The sequence below is a fragment of the Arthrobacter sp. A5 genome, assembly GCF_051131705.1.
Taxonomy (GTDB): domain Bacteria; phylum Actinomycetota; class Actinomycetes; order Actinomycetales; family Micrococcaceae; genus Arthrobacter_M.
On the sequence record NZ_CP180316.1, the window covers coordinates 4060332 to 4077686 of the forward strand.

A 17355-nucleotide genomic window follows, 5' to 3' on the forward strand; every position below is an offset into this window, starting at 1 on the left:
ATTACTTCTTCTCGTCTTCGTCGATGATTTCGGCGTCAACAATATCTTCATCGGCGCCGGCGCCGTCAGCACCAGCCGCTCCGGCATCGGCACCCGCCGCACCATCGGCGGCGGAAGCCTCGGACTGGGCGGCGGCATAGATGGCTTCGCCGAGCTTGGACTGGGAAGCCTGCAGCTTCTCAAATGTGCTCTTGACGGCGTCGTCGTCGGTCCCGGCCAACGCGGCCTTGAGGGCGTCGACATCTGCCGAAACCTCCGTCTTGACGTCTTCCGGCAGCTTGTCGTCATTGTCGGCCAAGATCTTGGCCACCGAGTACTGCAGCTGCTCGGCGCTGTTGCGGGTATCGGCCTGCTCGCGGCGGGCCTTGTCCTCGGAGGCGTGCTCCTCGGCCTCGCGGACCATCCGGTCGATGTCATCCTTGGACAGCGCGGTCCCGCCGGTGATCGTCATGGACTGCTCCTTGCCGGTGCCCTTGTCCTTGGCGGACACGTGCACGATGCCGTTGGCGTCGATATCGAAGGTGACCTCAACCTGCGGTAACCCGCGCGGGGCCGGTGCGATGCCGGTCAGCTCAAAGGTTCCCAGCGGCTTGTTGTCCCGGGTGAACTCGCGCTCGCCCTGGAAGACCTGGATGGCCACGGAGGGCTGGTTGTCATCGGCGGTGGTGAAGGTCTCCGAACGCTTGGTCGGGATGGCCGTGTTGCGCTCGATCAGGTGCGTCATGATGCCGCCCTTGGTCTCGATGCCCAGTGAAAGCGGGGTGACGTCGATGAGCAGCACGTCCTTGCGCTCGCCCTTGAGGACGCCGGCCTGGAGTGCCGCGCCAACGGCCACCACCTCATCCGGGTTGACGCCCTTGTTCGGCTCCTGGCCACCGGCCAGTTCCTTGACCAGGTCGTAGACGGCGGGCATACGCGTGGATCCGCCGACGAGCACGATGTGGTCGATATCGGAGACCTTGATGCCGGCTTCCTTGATCACGTCGTGGAACGGCTTCTTGGTGCGCTCCAGCAGATCCGAGGTCAGTTCCTGGAACTTGGCGCGGGTCAGCTGCTCGTCAAGGTGCACCGGGCCGTCGGCGGTCACGGAAAGGTACTGCAGCGAAATGTTGGTGCTGGTCGCGGAGGAGAGCTCCTTCTTGGCCTGCTCGGATGCCTCACGCAGACGCTGCAGGGCAATCTTGTCCTTGGACAGATCCATGCCCTTGACCTTGAGCTGCTTGAGCAGGTAGTCCACGACGCGCTGGTCCCAGTCGTCGCCGCCGAGGCGGTTGTCGCCGGAAGTGGAGCGGACCTGGATCGTGGAGAAATTGTCCTCGTCCTTGCCGACTTCCAGCAGGGAGACGTCGAAGGTTCCGCCGCCGAGGTCGAAGACCAGGATGAGCTCGTCTTCCTTGCCCTTATCCAGTCCGTAGGCCAAGGCCGCCGCGGTCGGCTCGTTGACGATGCGCAGCACGTTCAGGCCGGCGATCTCGCCGGCTTCCTTCGTGGCCTGGCGCTGGGCGTCATTGAAGTACGCCGGTACGGTGACCACGGCGTCGGTGACCTTCTCACCCAGGTAGCTTTCGGCGTCGTTCTTGAGCTTCATCAGGATGCGCGCGGAGATTTCCTGCGCCGTGTACTTCTTGTCGTCGATCGCGACGCTCCAGTCGGTGCCCATGTGGCGCTTGACGGAAGCGACGGTGCGGTCGATGTTGTTGACGGCCTGGCGCTTGGCGATCTCGCCGACCAGGACCTCACCGGTCTTGGAGAACGCGACGACGGACGGCGTGGTGCGGCCGCCTTCGGCATTGGCGATGACGGTGGGCTCGCCGCCTTCGAGTACGGAGACGACGGAGTTCGTGGTTCCGAGGTCAATTCCTACTGCACGTGACATAAGGGCGTTTCCTTTCAGTTTCCGCTGCCGGAGTTCGCCGCCGGCCCCAACCTTCGAGGCCCGCCGACTCCGCTCAACCAGCGGTCCATTGAGCGTTCTGCACTCAACCCTACTCAGGCCTGAATCGATGTCAAATCAAGTTGAGCCTAGTAGACTCAAGTTTCACTTTAGGCGAACGGACGACGGCGGCACGCGGCCGCCGTCGTCGGCTTACCGGACCGCAGTCACTGGCGATGCCCAGCCCACGCCGGGGTAGCGATGTATATTCCGCCACGTTGGCACCGGCACTGCGTACTCCGTATCAAGGCGCGAGCAACGCTGGCGGAGGCAGCGGGCCGCGCGTATTGTCCCCCATATGAGCGAACATGGGCCCAGCAAGAACGACGTCTACACCCACGGCCACCATGAGAGCGTGCTGCGCTCGCATGCGGCCCGGAGCGCCGCAAACTCCGCCGCGTACCTGGTTCCGCACCTGACTCACGGGCTCTCCGTGCTCGACGTGGGCAGCGGTCCCGGCACCATCACCGCGGACTTCGCCCGCCTGGTGGCCCCCGGCGAGGTTATCGGCCTGGACCGAGCGCCGGAGGTGGTGGCCCAGGCCCAGGCGCTGGCGGCGGAACAGCATCTGGACAATCTGAGCTTCCTGACCGGGAACATTTATGACCTCGATTTTACCGATGGCCAGTTCGACGTCGTTCACGCCCACCAGGTGCTGCAGCATCTGACCGATCCGGTTGCGGCTCTACGGGAAATGCGCCGCGTCACCAAGCCCGGCGGCATCGTGGCAGTGCGGGATGCCGACTTCCATGGCATGTCCTGGTATCCGCAGCTGCCCGAATTGGACGACTGGATGTCCCTGTATCAGGAGTTGGCCCGGCACAACCGCGCCGAGCCCGACGCCGGCCGTCGCCTGATCAGCTGGGCGCAGGCTGCCGGTTTCACGGACATCACGCCGTCGTCGGCCAGTTGGCTCTACGCCACGGACGAGCAGCGACAATGGCACGCCGAAGTCTGGGCGGACCGGATCGTTCATTCCGCCTTCGCCAAGCAGGCACTGAACTATGGACTGGCGGACCGGGCCGGCCTGGAGCGGATCTCCGCCGGCTGGCGCGTCTGGGGCGCCGCCGCGGACGGCTGGTTCCTGATCCCAAACGGGGAGGTCATCGCCCGGGCCTGAAGTCCTCTCCTGCGCTCCTCCACAGAGCCTTCCAGGATCCCGGTTGCCCACATTGACGGGTCACCGTCTTCCACCGTTGCCATCCGGCCCGCTAGCGTCGATTCATGAGCTACGAACATCCAGATTATCCATACCATTACCGGGCAGAGCCTTATGTTGCGGAGGTTGACCAAGTAGACTTGGTCTACATGGGTCAGTACAACGTTCAGGACGCAAAAACGAGGCTCTCTGAGCTGCTGAATTTGGTTGAGAACGGCGAAGACGTCGTCATCGCGAAGGCGGGCAAGCCGGTCGCGCGGCTCGTCCGAATCGAGCGACCCACCCAACGCCGCCTCGGTTTCGTCAAGGGCCGGCTTCCCGAAGGCTTTCTCGAGCCCGCGCCGGAGGAGGAACTGCAGTTATGGGAACAGCCACTTATCTCCTCGACACCCACACCGTTGTCTGGGCACTGACTGAGCCGCGCAAGCTGTCCACCAAAGCCCGCCGCGTCATCCAATCGATTGACAATGTGCTGGTTGCCTCGGCTGTCACCGCCCACGAACTTTCCTACAAGCACCACATCGGCCGCCTGCCGGATCTGGACGCACTCTTCGTGGGCTACCGCCGTCATGTGCTGGAGCTCACTTCCGAAGAGCTGCCGATCTCAGGACTGCATGCGCTGGAAGCCGGCCAACTTGACTGGCAGCACCGCGACCCCTTCGATCGCATCATCGCCGCCCAGGCCATGATTGAGGGTATGCCACTGATCACCGCCGATCCGGTTTTCGCCGGTCTCGCCGGTCTGGAGACCCTTTGGTGACGGGTTCCATTGGTGACGGGGCTGCCTGGTGGCAGGGGGCCTTGCCGCGTCGGCCCCTAAGATCGAATCATGGCCTCTCTCATCGTTCCCGACATCCGTTTCCACGCGTCCTGGCTGGCCGGCACCGCGGAGTTCGACGGCGGTCATCTCGATGGTGCAGGCGCCGAGGACTGGCGGCTGGATGAGCTGCGGGATCCGGAAACCTTTCGACGTTTCACCGCCGCACTGATCGCGGACGCGCTGCCGGAGACGAAGCGCAAGGAAGGCTTCGTCCCCTGCACCTACCGCTGGATCGTTGAAGGGAACATCTTTCTTGGCTCGATCGCCGTCCGGCACCAGCTCACCGACTACCTGTTCGAGCAGGGCGGTCATATCGACTACAGCATTCGTCCGAGTGCGCGGCGGCAAGGGCACGCCCGGAAGGCACTCCGTGACGCCCTGCCGATAGCGCGGATCCTGGGCATTAATCGGGTTCTACTGACCTGCGACGAGGCGAACGTCGGCTCGCGGGCAACCATCGAGTGCAATGGCGGCGTCTACGAGGACAGCCGCAACGGCAAACGGCGCTACTGGATTGAGCCGGCCCCGTCAGCTGCACCGTAGAGGCCAAATTCTTGTGCCCGACAGGGTTGTGCCCGACAGGCTTGTGCCCGACAGGGTTGTTGCGCTCGCGTCTGAAAGCCGCGGCGTGACGGCAGGCCGTTTCGCACGCTTTAAGCTTGCCTAATGGAATTTTCCCTCTGGCTGGCCCTGGTCGGGGCTGGCGCGATGATCAGCCTCACCCCCGGGGCGGGAGCCATCAACACTATGAGCAACGCCCTGACGGCGGGATTCCGGCGCGCGATCTGGGGAATTCTGGGCCAACAGCTGGCGCTCATCATCCAAATCGTCATTGTTGCCGCCGGCGTCGGCCTTCTGGTTTCCAGCTCGCCGCTGGCCTTCCACATCATCCGGTACGCCGGGGCCGCCTACCTGGTCTACCTCGGCATCCGCAAGCTGCTGGCGAAGGCCGACACCAGCGCGGAAGATTCCACCGGCAGGGTCCGCGAGGCACGCCGCTCCATGTTCCTGCGCGGTCTCTGGGTCAATCTGCTCAACCCCAAGGCGATTGTCTTCTTCCTCGCCTTCATGCCGCAATTCATCCGCCCGCAGGAGCCATTGGCGCAGCAGTACGTGGTCCTGACGGCAACCGTGGTGTTGATTGACGTCGTGGTGATGTGGTTGATCTTCGCCGCGGGAGCCAAGCAGCTCCAACATCTCACGGCCAGCGAACGCGGGCAGCTGACGCTGAACAGGATATTCGGTCTGCTCTTCATCGCCGTCGGCGCCCTGCTCGTGGTCCTCTGACGATAGCCGTCGGCGTCCCGCAGCCGCATACCAGCCGCCCCGTCGGCGGTACTGACGGCCCCCTCGTTACACTGTTGTCATGACGCTGCCCTACCGGAACCTTGCCCGCCGCACCGGAGACCGTGGACGTCCGCCGATGGCCGGGCCAATGCCTGCGTCATCCTTTCGCGGCGGTGCCCAAGCCTCGGCGGGGGCTGCCGATGTTCGGCGCTAGCAGCACCGCGCCGGTGATCATCGGCATTGACGGCCGCTCCGGAGCGGGGAAAACCGTGTTGGCGCTGGAGCTCGCTGCCCTGCTGCGCGAGCACCGCAGAGTCTCGGTCTTCCATCTTGAGGACATTTATCCCGGCTGGAACGGGCTGGCCGCCGGCGTGGAGCGCTATGTGAGCACCGTCCTCACACCGCTGCGGCAGGGCCTGCCTGCGCAGTGGACCAGCTGGGACTGGGAAAACCACTACGACGGCGCACCACGCGTCACGGAGCCAGCCGAGATCGTGATCGTTGAAGGCGTTGGGGCGGCGCATTCGTCGGCCACACCCTACTTGGACACCATCGTATGGGTAGAGGCGGCGCCGGGCGAGCGGAAGTTCCGTGCGCTGGCCAGGGACGGCGTAACATTTGCGCCGTTCTGGGATGCCTGGGCCGACCAGGAGGATGAGCTGCTGGCCGCAGGGGGGGCCGCCGCGACCGCAGACCTGCTGGTTGAGGGGCGTGCGGATGACTCCGTGCCGGCCCAGGTGCTGCTGGCGCTGACTTCCCTGCCGCCGCTGGAGGCGCTGCTGGCACCGGAACGCTCCCGGCGCCGCGGGCTGGAGCTGGAGGTGCGGCGGCTCGAGGCCTATCCGGACCAGGAGTCGCTTTTCGAGACGCTGTACGGCAGGTCCGAAAACTCCGTCTGGCTGGACAGCTCGGACGCCGATTCCCGGTCGGCTCCCGGAACGGCTCGGGCAGCTTCCGCCGGGCAGGCTCCCGTCGGGCAGGCCACGGCGGCCCTTGACACCCGGAGCCGGTTCTCCATCATGGCGGACGACGGCGGCAGTTACGGTCAGTTTGCCCGGCACGGCGACGGCGTGACCAAAGTCAGGACGGGCGCCGTGACGGCCCGTGTCCAGGACCCGTTTTTCCGCTGGCTGGACACCGTCTGGGGCCGTAAGGCCGTCCGTACCCCGGACGACTATGACTGCGGCTTCGCCCTCGGCTGGCTTGGCTACCTGGGCTATGAACTCAAACGGGAAACGGGAGGAGCGGATGCAGCGGGGCCGGGAACAGCCGGACGCCCAGATGATGCCGCACTGATTTTCGCCGGGCGGGCGGTCGTCGTCGACCATGCCCGCCGCTGCGTCTACCTATTGGCCCTCTCCCAGCAGGGCCATGGCACGGATGGTGCTGCCGGGGCTTCGGAAGCGGCGGCCTGGCTGAATGCCGCTCGCGCCGCTGTCGAAGCGCTCGCTTCCGATGAGCTCCCAACGGATTCGCCGGAGTTTGGGCCGCCGACGACCGGCCAGTTGACGAGCGAACCGCCGACGACGGGGCCCGGAGCCGGGGCCGAAGCGCCGGTGTTCACCATCCGGGATTCTGAGTCAGCCTACCAGGACAAAATCGCCCGGGCCCAGGCGCAGATTGCGGATGGTAATTCCTACGAGATCTGCCTGACGACGTCGCTCACGGCTACCACCGCGGTCCCGCTCGATCCGTGGCGGACCTATCGGCAGCTGCGCCGACGGAATCCGGCCCCTTTTGCCAGCTACCTGCGCTTCGGCGCACTCGCCGTCGCCGGTACCTCGCCCGAGCGGTTCCTGCGGATCACCGCCGGCGGCACGATGCGGGCGGAGCCGATCAAGGGCACCCGGCGTCGGCATCCGGATCCGGACCTGGACGCGGCACTGAAATCCGAGCTGGCAAACTCGGCGAAAGACCGGGCGGAGAACATCATGATTGTGGATCTGCTCCGAAATGACCTCTCGCACTTCGCCGTGCCGGATTCGCTCTCGGTTCCCCGTCTCTGCGCTGTGGAAAGCTACGCCACCGTGCACCAGATGGTCAGCACCATTGAGGCGCAGCTTCGGCCCGGGTCCACCCGCACCGAGGCCGTGGCCGCCGCGTTCCCCGCCGGCTCCATGACCGGCGCGCCAAAAATCAGCACCATGGCCATTTTGGACCGGCTGGAAGCAGCCCCTCGCGGAATTTATTCTGGCGCCATCGGCTATTTTTCCCTCGATGGCGCCGCCGACCTGTCCGTCACCATCCGCACGCTCGTGATCGAAACGACGGACGACGGCAGCGGTCGGCTCAGTTTGGGCGCGGGCGGTGCGATCACCGCGGACTCCGTTCCGCAGGAGGAATGGCTGGAGATCCAGGCGAAGGCGTACGGCGTGCTCTCGGCCCTCGGCACGGTCTTTCCCGGCTAGCCCACCGCGCCGCGCCCAGCCCGGGTGGGCCGAAAGGCGGCCTGCCCGCGGCACTAAGCTGAACCATGACTGTTTTGGTATTCTTGGACCCCTCCGCTCCGGACGGACGCATTGCCGACGCCAGCAAGCCCACACTGATGGCCACGGACCAGGGAGCCACCCGGGGAGACGGGGTTTTCGAATCCCTGCTGGTGGTCGGCGGGACGCCACGGAAGCCCCAGGCGCATCTGGACCGGCTGGATTCCTCCGCTCGGGCCATGGATCTGCAGATACCGTCCCAGGACGCGTGGCGGCGTGCCATGACGACGGCGGTCACCGAATTCCGCCGCAACCGCGCCTCCGCCCGGGCCGGAGGCGCGGTTGGGGCCGGCGGCACCGGAGAAGACAGCCGGATGAGCGCCACGGAAAACATCCCCGACGAGATGGTGCTCAAGCTCATCGTCACCCGCGGCGTCGAGGGGAGCACGATCCCGACGGCTTGGGTCCAGGCCTCGGAGCCTCCCGCCACCGGTCGGGCGCAACGCGAAAGCGGAATCGATGTGCTGTTGCTGGAACGCGGTTACGACAGCTCCATCGCCGAGCGTGCGCCGTGGCTTCTGCTGGGTGCCAAGACCTTGTCCTACGCGGTGAATATGGCGGCCTTGCGCTACGCCCGTGTGCATGGCGCGGACGACGTGATTTTCACCAGCGGTGACGGGCGCGTGCTGGAGGGCCCGACGTCGTCCGTTCTGCTGGCCCATGCCGAAGGTGGCGGGCCCGACCGGGTCAAGCGACTGATCACGCCCCAGCTGGACAGCGGAATCTTGCCCGGCACCTCGCAGGGTGCGCTGTTTACGGCCGCCAAGGCCGCCGGCTGGGAGCTGGGTTACGGCCCCGTGGAGCCCGGGGATCTCTTCGACGCGGACGGCGTCTGGCTGATTTCCAGTATCCGGCTGCTCGCCCCCGTGAATCATATTGACGGCCGGGAAATCGGCAGCCCCGACGTGCGCGCCGGCCTTACCGCCGAGTTGAACCAACTGATCCACGACGCGGAGTAGCTCCTCAGTCCGGCATCAGCCCCCGTCATCCGGCGCCACAGTCCGGCGTCCTGTTGACCGGCTGATCCGTCGGTGTGCTAATTTTCTAGATGAGTAACGAGCGCCAGTGCCAAGCCCTGACTTGCTGGCCGGCAACCCTCTATTCCGGCGGGGTGCCTCAGGTGACTACTCGGCAAAACCTGGCTTGACGGCCACGGGCTGCAAGCGTGAACGTTCCCGGCAAGGCCCCGGGCTGTCTGCACCTTCCGCTTGCACCCTTCGATTGCAATGAGGAGACTACCTTGACAGCTACACCCGCCAAAGAAACCCCGCTGACTTACCGGCTGCTCACCGGTCCGGATGACCATTCGTTCTGCGAGCGCGTCAGTGCCGCCTTGGCCGAAGGCTATATTCTCTATGGCAGCCCGTCGCTGGCGTTCGACGGCGGCCGGACCGTTGCCGCGCAGGCGGTCATTCTGCCCGGTGCCGGGTCAACGGACGACGGCGTCAAATGAGCTACGCGGGCGACCTCACCCCGGCACAGGCTTGGGACAAGCTCGCGGTCGGGGCCGTGCTGGTGGATGTGCGCACCGAGGCTGAATGGCACCACATCGGCGTGCCGGACACCTCGATGACCGGACGTGACCCGCTGTTGATCCAGTGGAACCTGGCCGGCGGCGTGCTGAACCCGGATTTCCTCGACGAACTGCGCGCCCAGGCCCCCGATGAGGGGCAGACCGAGCTGGTCTTCCTTTGCCGTTCCGGCGTGCGCTCGGTCAGCGCCGCGGAGGCCGCGTCGGGCGCCGGATTCACCAGTTGGAATGTGCTGGAAGGGTTCGAGGGCGTCCCGGATGCTTACGGGGACCGGATCGTCAACGGCTGGAAAAACCGCCAGCTCCCTTGCAAATAGGCTCCGAGCTAAAGGACTGAGATGAGCAATTTTAATCAGGATGCTCCGGGCTGGGCGCCGGATACCCAGGCGGTGCGCGGTGGCCTGGACCGCTCCAACTTCCAGGAGACCTCGGAGGCGCTGTTCCTGAACTCCGGTTATGTCTATGAATCGGCGGAGGCGGCGGAGGCGGCCTTCACCGGTGAGGTGGACCGTTTCGTCTACTCCCGGTACGGGAATCCGTCCGTCGCCACGTTCCAGGAAAGGTTGCGGCTGCTCGAGGGCACGGAAGCCTGCTTCGCCACCGCCTCCGGGATGTCCGCAGTTTTCACCGCCCTCGGGGCCCTCTTGGCGGCAGGCGACCGGGTGGTCGCGGCCCGTTCGCTGTTCGGCTCCTGCTTCGTGATCCTGAATGAGATCCTGCCGCGCTGGGGCGTAGAGACGGTCTTCGTTGACGGCGCGGATCTCGGCCAGTGGCGGGAGGCATTATCCGTGCCCACGACGGCGGTATTCTTCGAATCGCCGTCGAACCCGATGCAGGAAATTGTCGATATCCGGGCCGTCTGCGGACTGGCCCATGCCGCGGGAGCCAAGGTGGTGGCGGACAATGTCTTCGCCACCCCGCTGTTGCAAAAGTGTGGCGAACTGGGCGCGGATGTGATCGTGTATTCCGGGACCAAGCACATCGACGGGCAGGGCCGCGTCCTTGGCGGCGCCATTTTGGGCACCAAGGAGTTTATTGACGGTCCGGTCAAGCAGCTGATGCGCCATACCGGTCCGGCACTGTCGGCGTTCAACGCGTGGGTGCTGACGAAGGGGCTCGAGACCATGGGGCTGCGCGTTGCGCACTCCGCGGCAAATGCCCTGCGGCTCGCCGAGTTCCTCGAACAGCATCCCGCGGTGAGCTGGGTCAGGTATCCACTGCTGCCCTCGCACCCGCAGTTTGAAATGGCACGTGCACAGATGAAGGCCGGTGGAACCGTGCTCACCTTCGAGCTGGCCGCAGCCGGCCAAGCTCCCCCTGTGAGCCGGGCTAATACAGCCAGGGCCGGGGAACCCACAGTGGCGGGCATGGCCGGGGAACCCAAAGTGGCGGACAAGGACGCAGAACGCGCAGTAGGGGCCGCGTCCGGCACGACGGCGAAGGACGCCGCGTTTGCCCTGCTCAACGCCCTGACGATCATCGACATCTCCAACAACCTGGGCGATGCGAAGTCTTTGATCACGCATCCGGCCACGACGACACACCGGGCGATGGGACCGGAAGGCCGGGCCGCGATCGGGCTGACTGACGGTGTTCTCCGGCTCTCGGTGGGTCTGGAGGACATCGGGGACCTCACCCGGGATCTGGCCACCGCCCTCGCCGCGACGCAAGCGTAACCGACCAAGGCGAGCGACCGCCGCTCAGTCCTGGAAGTACTCGATCTCGGCGCCGAGTGTGTTCAGCCGCTCGGCCAGATCCTCGTAACCCCGTTCAATCACGTAGATGTTCCGCAGCTCGGAGGTGCCCTTCGCCGCCAGCATCGCCAGCAGGATGCAGGCGGCCGGACGCAGCGCCGGCGGGCAGCCGATTTCCGCCGCGCGCCAGCGAGTGGGGCCGGTAACATCGATCCGGTGCGGATCCAACAGCCGAACCCGGGCGCCGAGCCGGTTGAGTTCGGTCAGGTAAATGGCCCTGTTCTCATAGACCCAGTCATGGATCAGCGTCGACCCCTGGGCGCAGGAGGCAATCACGGCGAAGAACGGAAGATTGTCAATGTTCAGCCCAGGGAACGGCATGGCGTGGATCTTGTCCGCCGCCGCGGTCAGCTCGGACGGCAGAGTGGTGATGTCCACGAGCCTGGTATGGCCGTTATGGGCGGTGTATTCGTCGGACTTGCGGTACCGGAAGCCCATCTGCTCCAGCACGCTGAGCTCGATTTCCATGAACTCGATCGGCACGCGCCGGATCGTCACCTCGGAACCCGTCACAATGCCGGCCGTGATCAGGCTCATCGCCTCGATTGGGTCCTCGGACGGTGAATATTCGAGGTCGACGTCAATCCTGGCCTTGCCCCGGATGGTCAGCGTGGTGCTGCCGATCCCGTCCACACGAACGCCCAGTCCCTGCAGGTAGAAACACAGATCCTGGACCATATAGTTGGGACTGGCGTTGCGGATCACGGTGGTGCCTTCACGGTGGGCTGCGGCCATGATGGCATTCTCTGTCACGGTGTCCCCGCGCTCGGTCAGCACGAACGAGCGGTCCTCGGTGTCGGCCTCGGGAGCCTGGATGGCGTAGAACCCAGCATGCGCCTTGACTGACAGCCCGAATTCACGCAGCGCCTGCAGATGCGGACCCACGGTGCGCGTTCCCAGATCGCAGCCGCCGGCATACGGCAGCCGGTAACTGGCCTCTTCATCCAGCAGCGGCCCCAACAGCATGATGACACTGCGGGTGCGCCGCGCGGCCTCCACGTCCATGGCGGCCAGGTTCAGCACGGCGGGTCGGCGGACCAGTAGATCGTTGGCGTTCAGCCACGTACATTCGACACCGATGCTGGTCAGCAGTTCGACGATCCGGTTGACCTCCTCGATCCGCGCCAGCCGGCGCAGCGTCGTGGAGCCGCGGTTCAGCAGACTGGCGCACAGCAGGGCGACGCCGGCATTCTTACTGGAGTTGACGTCTACGCTGCCGGAGAGTTGATGTCCACCCACCACGCGCAGATGGGTGATCCGCGGCTTGCCGCTCCCGCCGACGTTGACGATGCTGCGGCCGAAGATGGACTCCATCCGCTGGATCATCTTGAGGCTCAGATTTTGTTTCCCCTGTTCCATCCGGGCGACCGCGCTTTGGCTCGTGCCGAGCTCGGCGGCCAGCCGGCCCTGGGTCCAGCCCCTATCGGTGCGGGCGTCCCGGACCAACACTCCAACGGATTCCGCAGCTACCTGAGTCATACCTCTACTAATATCATGAAGTGCATAAACAGTGTCAAATTGACGACCCGCAACGCGATCTTGCCGCTAATACCGGCACCCTAACCAGGTGGTGCGATATTTGCGGGGATAATCGGCCTTGCACCGCAACGAACCGCCGCGTATGTCAACCGTACCTCTACCCGGATGTTGCGCCGCCTTCACCACGCCGCAGTCCGGTGCCAAACCGGGTAAACCATGCAGGCCAGCACGCCGGGTCGAGGAGGCTGCAACCCCTGTCACATGGGTTGAGTTACGCTGGCCTCACACGATTCAGGAGGTGCCACGGAAAGCCACTTCCTTCGATGTTGCCCGCGTGGCGGGCGTGTCGCGCAGCGCCATCAGTTTAGTCCTTAACGGCCGGCACAGACGGCAATATCGCCAAGGATAAGCAGGAACGCATTCTGGCTGCGGCCAAGGAACTCAACTACACTCCCAACGCCGTCGCCCGCTGGAGGGCCGTTCGCCGGCAAGCTCCTCCAAGGGGCATGTTCGCCGCCATGAGTTTGCGCGAGCACATTCCGGCCCCGGTTATGGCAGGCGTCCCGGCAATTCTGGCCAACAGTTTCGATCCCGCTAACGCGCTCCGCTCTGTCATCCCCGATGAGCTCTCCGGTGGGCGCAGCGCAGCCCAGATCCTGATCAACGCCCGCCATCGCGACATTGCATTCCTGGCCGGCACGGACGAACTCGTCGCCCCGGGGCGCCGTAGTGATGGTTTCCAACGGGCCATGGCGGCTGCGAACTTGCCGGCGACGAATATTGTGACCACCGCGTGGGAAGTCAACAAAGGTTTCGCCGCCGCCATGCACCTTTTAACCAACGACGACGGCCGGACACCTCGGACGGATCGGCCCACCGGGATCGTGTGCGCCAATGACCGCGTGGCGGTGGGCGTTCTACTTGCCTGCGGCCGGCTGCGGCTGCGCGTCCCGGAAGATCTGAGCATCGTTGGCTATGACGACGAACCGCAGCGTGCCGGCCCCGCTAGGTCAGGCCCCCCTTCCCCCTTCCCCGGCCACAAGGGCGGCAGGGCCGCAGGGAAAGTAATCAGCGGGGCTTTGACGCGGCAGCTCTTTCACAACGCCAATTTGTGTATGGTGACAATGGCGACGCGTGGACGCACCACAAAGTGCGATGCTGGGGTCGGGTAGCTATGGACCGTCTTTGTCACGGAGCCGGTTCCAAAAACCTCCACCAGGGCCACCGCAGGCATCTCGCGCTGTAAAGCGTGACGGAACTCACGCTTTATGCGCGCAAGACTCATGCTTCGAAGGTCAGCCCGGGAAACCCAGGCCACTTGGGAACAGCGGAAAACCCGCGGGTCCTAGAGAACGCAATAGGGTTCCTGCGCTCTCAGGAACCCGCGGATTCCATGTGGTTGGTCGTTTTACCCGAGCACCGGATTCCAGGTCCCCAGTACGACGGCGGCGCCCACCACTGCGGCGGCGATCAGCAGTCCGGCGGCGAAGACCCACGGGTCCATCGGTCCGAACGTGGATTCCCTGGCCCAGCTCCGCGGTCCTGCGCCGAAGCCCTTGGCTTCCATGGTCACGGCCAGTCGGGAGGCCCTCCGGACAGCCTGGACCAGCAGTGCCATTCCCTGTCCGAGGGACGACCTGAACCGCGCGGCAAATCCCCCGCCACTGCCCACACCGCGGGCACGCCGCGCCATCCCCAGGGTCTGCCATTCCTCCACCAGCAGGCCGACGAGGCGCATCGCGGCCAGGGCCCCGAGTACAAAACGGTGCGGGAGCTTCATTTTCTGCGCCAGCGCGTCCGCCAGATCCGTCGGGTCGGTACTGGCCAGCACGATCAGTCCCGGCAGCGCAATGGCAATTCCGCGGAGCATAATCGCGACGCCGGACTCCAGCGAGCCTTCGGTAAAGAGCAACGGGCCCCAGTCCAGCAGCACCGCCCCGGTCTTCGGTGCCAGCAGCGCCGAACCGTAGCCGCCCACCAGCGCCGCGGCCAGAATCGGCCAGCCGCGCAGCAGCAACGTCCGGACGCTCAGACCGGCAAGCGGCAGCACCGCCAGTTCGCAGACCAACGCCACGGTGGCCGACGCCCAGTCCACGCTCAGCAGTAAGGCGATTGTCAGGACCAGCGCGGCAGCCAGTTTAGAGAGAGGGTTCGCCTTCGCCAACACGGCAGTGGACCGGGGACCGGCCATCACATCAAGGCTCACCGGGCACCCACGGCACCGCTGCGGGCAACGTCAGACCGCGCAACTCTTTGCGGCGCAGCTTCGGACCGCGCAGCTTCAAGGGGCCGGCCGTCGGCTGAAAGCCGGAGCCGCGCTCCCCCTAGCACTTCCGTGAAATCCTCATCGTGGGTCACCGAGATCACCGCGGTGCCGGCATCGAGCAGTTCCGTGAGCAGGCTCGCGAGTTCGGCCCAGGTATTGGCGTCCTGGCCGAACGTCGGCTCGTCCAGCACCAGCAGCGATGGGCTTGCGGCCAGTACGGTGGCCACGGAGAGCCTGCGTTTCTCACCGCCGGAGAGCGTGTACGGGTTGGCCTCGGTCAGATGCGTCAGCCGTAGCCGTTCCAGCAGCTCCCCCACCCGATCGGACCCCCGGCCCAGGATTTTCGGTCCGAAATTCAGCTCGTCCAGCACACGCCCGGTGATGAACTGATGCTCGGGCTCCTGGAACACGGTGCCGATGCGCTGGATCAGCTCTCCTCCCCTCCACCGATGGGGTTCCGGTCCGGCCCCACGGCGCAGTCCTTTGCCGGCGCGCAGCTCTCCGTCCAACGGCGGCAGCAATCCGCCCAAGGTGAGGGCGAGCGTCGATTTCCCGGCACCGTTTGGCCCCGTGATGCTCAGCGCCGAACCTGCGGTCACCGTCAGGTCGACGCCCGACGACGCCGCTATGGCCGGGTGCCGTGCGGCACGGCCGCGCTTTCGGCTATCCGTTGCCTGCCGCGACACCGCGAGCTGCCCAGCGTGCAGCAGTAGATCCCCGCTGCCGGAGCTGCCGCCGGCCAGACTGCCGGGGCCGCTCGACGCCGGACTGACATACCCGAAGGATGTCTGGACCGCAGCGCCAGCAGCGGGCCCGCGGAGCATTTCGGCCCCGGTACGGGTGCGCGGGCGGGTGGCGGGCACATAGCCGGGCACCCAGACTCCCGCGCCGGTCAGCATTTGCCGGGCCTGCATCAGCACCTGGCGGGGCGGACCGTCAATCAGCACTCCGCCGCCGTGGCCCCGGTCCCCTGGCGCGAGCACCACGATCCGGTCCACCGCATCCACCCAGACCGCCACCCTGTGCTCGACCACCACCATCGTGGCCCCGGTCCGGTCCAGCATCCGCAGCACGGCGTCGCGGACCTCAAGCACCCCGGCGGGATCAAGGTTCGCGGTGGGTTCGTCCAGCAGCAGCAGACCCGGCTGCATGGCCAGAATACCGGCCAGACCAAGGCGCTGTTTCTGCCCGCCGGAGAGTGCCGAGGTGGCACGGTCCAGTGGAAAATCCAGTCCGACGGCATCGAGTGCGCCGACGACCCGGCGCCAGATCTCGTCCCGGGGAACGGCAAGATTTTCCGCACCGAACGCCACATCGTCACCGATCCGCGAGAGCACCACCTGCGCTTCCGGATCCTGCTGCATCAGGCCGGCACGCCCGCGGCGGGCGGCGGGATTTTCGCCGTCGACCGTCAGCAGGCCCGACTCCGCTGCATCCTGATCCGCCCCCAGCACCCCGGCGAGGGCATGCAGCAGGGTGGATTTTCCGGCCCCCGAGGGCCCCAGCAGCAGCACGCGCTCCCCCGGGGAGATCTCCAGTTCCAGATCGTGGACGGCCTGCGCCGCGCGCCCGGAATGCTGCCAGCCCCAACCTTTCGCGGAAACCGCGGCGGCCCGAACGCCCTCCCGGGTTCCGCCGTTGTCGTAGCTAGCCATGTCCTAGAACGCAGACTCCGCCGCGGCCCGCCGGGACGCCAGATTGGCCAGCGCACCCGTCTTCGCGAGTCCGCGGACCGCAAGCCAGGAGAGCAGCCCGGCGATGAGTGCACCGGAGACCGCGCCGAAGACCAGGTAAACGGTCTTCCACGCCACATCCCATTCCGCGTTGTACCCCAGATTATCCAGAATTCCCATGGCCACACCGGCCATCGCCCCGGCCAGCAGGGCAATCGGCAGGTTGAATTTGCGGTACCGGAAGACGGCGAAGGCCAGCTCCGCGCCGATACCCTGCACCAGGCCCGACAGCAGCACGGTAAGGCCGAAATGTGAGCCAAGTAACGCCTCGACCAAGGCGGCGATAATTTCGCAGTACAGCGCCGCGCCGGGTTTGCGGATCACCAGCCCGCCGATCACACCCGCAATCAGCCAGCCGCCGCCATAGAGCCCGCCCAGCGGCGGAAAGGCCGCAGTGATAATGGAAATGCCCGCGTAGCCGGCGGACCAGAGCCAGAAAATGACGCCGACGGCGACGGCCAGGACGGAGGCGACGACGATGTCAACGACCCGCCAGTTTGAGGCGGTCCGGGCACCTGTGGCGCTGCCCAATGGCTGTGTCGATCCGGGGTCCGGCGATGTCGGTGTGGATTCGGGGCCGTTTCCGCCCGCGTGTGTCTTACTCATTGCGTTTCCTCCTTTTCAGGAGGGGCGGCAGGGTGCTTGCAGGGCACCGCATGCCGAAGAGAACTCGACTCCCTTCGCCGGTACTAGCCGGATCAGGTTCGAGGGTCTGCGGCTGTCCGCACTCTCAGCGCCCGGTTCCGTTGGACGGATCCGGCGCTCCCCTGTCGTGTTAATTGCAACTCCCAGCCTACACCGGACTCCGTGCCCGTGCGCGGCATCTCATCGGTCTCGTGCAACGGCCGCTGTTCGCGCTAGGCTGTCGGATAGCCGGTCGGCTGGGGCTTCGGTTCCGACGCCGGGC

Annotated in this window: 16 protein-coding genes and 2 riboswitches; of the genes, 11 read left to right on the forward strand and 5 right to left on the reverse strand. The window is 65.9% G+C overall.

The window, feature by feature from the left end:
• Window position 1 precedes the first annotated feature (1 nt).
• Window positions 2-1876 carry a molecular chaperone DnaK gene (gene dnaK, locus ACLLJI_RS19265; RefSeq protein ID WP_434615774.1) on the reverse strand — a complete coding sequence of 625 codons (1875 nt, stop codon included), beginning with the start codon at window positions 1874-1876 and terminating at the stop codon, window positions 2-4.
• A 355-nt stretch (window positions 1877-2231) separates the two neighbouring features.
• Here dnaK and ACLLJI_RS19270 point away from each other — a divergent pair, with 355 nt between their 5' ends.
• The 10 genes from ACLLJI_RS19270 to ACLLJI_RS19315 all read left to right on the forward strand — a co-directional run bounded on the left by ACLLJI_RS19270 (window position 2232) and on the right by ACLLJI_RS19315 (window position 10892).
• Window positions 2232-3053 carry a methyltransferase domain-containing protein gene (locus ACLLJI_RS19270; RefSeq protein ID WP_434615777.1) on the forward strand — a complete coding sequence of 274 codons (822 nt, stop codon included), beginning with the start codon at window positions 2232-2234 and terminating at the stop codon, window positions 3051-3053.
• Between the two features lie 104 nt (window positions 3054-3157).
• A complete protein-coding gene (locus ACLLJI_RS19275) occupies window positions 3158-3505 on the forward strand; it encodes a type II toxin-antitoxin system Phd/YefM family antitoxin (protein WP_434615780.1) in 348 nt (115 codons plus the stop codon).
• Window positions 3454-3852, forward strand: coding sequence for a type II toxin-antitoxin system VapC family toxin (locus tag ACLLJI_RS19280; RefSeq protein ID WP_434615783.1), 399 nt, complete (start codon window positions 3454-3456; stop codon window positions 3850-3852). Before ACLLJI_RS19275 ends, ACLLJI_RS19280 begins: the two co-directional genes overlap by 52 nt.
• A 69-nt stretch (window positions 3853-3921) precedes the next feature.
• Window positions 3922-4455, forward strand: coding sequence for a GNAT family N-acetyltransferase (locus tag ACLLJI_RS19285; protein WP_434615786.1), 534 nt, complete (start codon window positions 3922-3924; stop codon window positions 4453-4455).
• 123 nt (window positions 4456-4578) lie between these two features.
• The gene (locus tag ACLLJI_RS19290) at window positions 4579-5199 is read left to right on the forward strand and encodes a LysE family transporter (RefSeq protein WP_283558640.1); all 621 of its coding nucleotides are present in this window, start codon (window positions 4579-4581) and stop codon (window positions 5197-5199) included.
• 200 nt (window positions 5200-5399) lie between these two features.
• Window positions 5400-7607: a chorismate-binding protein gene (locus ACLLJI_RS19295; RefSeq protein ID WP_434615790.1), complete on the forward strand. Its 2208-nt coding sequence runs from the start codon at window positions 5400-5402 to the stop codon at window positions 7605-7607.
• Between the two features lie 65 nt (window positions 7608-7672).
• Window positions 7673-8644, forward strand: coding sequence for an aminodeoxychorismate lyase (locus ACLLJI_RS19300; RefSeq protein ID WP_434615793.1), 972 nt, complete (start codon window positions 7673-7675; stop codon window positions 8642-8644).
• A 92-nt stretch (window positions 8645-8736) separates the two neighbouring features.
• A riboswitch (SAM riboswitch) is annotated at window positions 8737-8857 on the forward strand.
• A gap of 68 nt (window positions 8858-8925) precedes the next feature.
• Window positions 8926-9138 (forward strand): DUF1737 domain-containing protein, encoded by a 213-nt coding sequence (locus ACLLJI_RS19305; protein ID WP_283558637.1) that lies wholly within the window; start codon window positions 8926-8928, stop codon window positions 9136-9138.
• Window positions 9135-9533 carry a rhodanese-like domain-containing protein gene (locus ACLLJI_RS19310; RefSeq protein ID WP_434615797.1) on the forward strand — a complete coding sequence of 133 codons (399 nt, stop codon included), beginning with the start codon at window positions 9135-9137 and terminating at the stop codon, window positions 9531-9533. Before ACLLJI_RS19305 ends, ACLLJI_RS19310 begins: the two co-directional genes overlap by 4 nt.
• Before the next feature lie 21 nt (window positions 9534-9554).
• Entirely contained in the window at window positions 9555-10892 is a 1338-nt protein-coding gene (locus tag ACLLJI_RS19315) for an O-succinylhomoserine sulfhydrylase (protein ID WP_434615800.1), read from the forward strand.
• A 24-nt stretch (window positions 10893-10916) separates the two neighbouring features.
• Here the strand turns inward: ACLLJI_RS19315 and ACLLJI_RS19320 are convergent, their stop codons facing one another.
• Window positions 10917-12449 carry a UDP-N-acetylglucosamine 1-carboxyvinyltransferase gene (locus ACLLJI_RS19320; RefSeq protein WP_434615803.1) on the reverse strand — a complete coding sequence of 511 codons (1533 nt, stop codon included), beginning with the start codon at window positions 12447-12449 and terminating at the stop codon, window positions 10917-10919.
• Window positions 12450-12967: 518 nt separating this feature from the next.
• Here ACLLJI_RS19320 and ACLLJI_RS19325 point away from each other — a divergent pair.
• A complete protein-coding gene (locus ACLLJI_RS19325) occupies window positions 12968-13621 on the forward strand; it encodes a substrate-binding domain-containing protein (protein ID WP_434615806.1) in 654 nt (217 codons plus the stop codon).
• A 236-nt stretch (window positions 13622-13857) separates the two neighbouring features.
• Here the strand turns inward: ACLLJI_RS19325 and ACLLJI_RS19330 are convergent, their stop codons facing one another.
• The 3 genes from ACLLJI_RS19330 to ACLLJI_RS19340 are packed head-to-tail and all read right to left on the reverse strand — an operon-like array spanning window position 13858 to window position 17054.
• Window positions 13858-14640 carry an energy-coupling factor transporter transmembrane component T family protein gene (locus ACLLJI_RS19330; protein WP_283558851.1) on the reverse strand — a complete coding sequence of 261 codons (783 nt, stop codon included), beginning with the start codon at window positions 14638-14640 and terminating at the stop codon, window positions 13858-13860.
• Window positions 14641-14651: 11 nt separating this feature from the next.
• A complete protein-coding gene (locus tag ACLLJI_RS19335; RefSeq protein WP_434615809.1) occupies window positions 14652-16370 on the reverse strand; it encodes an ABC transporter ATP-binding protein in 1719 nt (572 codons plus the stop codon).
• Window positions 16371-16373: 3 nt separating this feature from the next.
• Window positions 16374-17054 (reverse strand): ECF transporter S component, encoded by a 681-nt coding sequence (locus ACLLJI_RS19340; protein WP_434615812.1) that lies wholly within the window; start codon window positions 17052-17054, stop codon window positions 16374-16376.
• A 52-nt stretch (window positions 17055-17106) separates the two neighbouring features.
• Window positions 17107-17227, reverse strand: a riboswitch (TPP riboswitch).
• Window positions 17228-17355 lie beyond the last annotated feature (128 nt).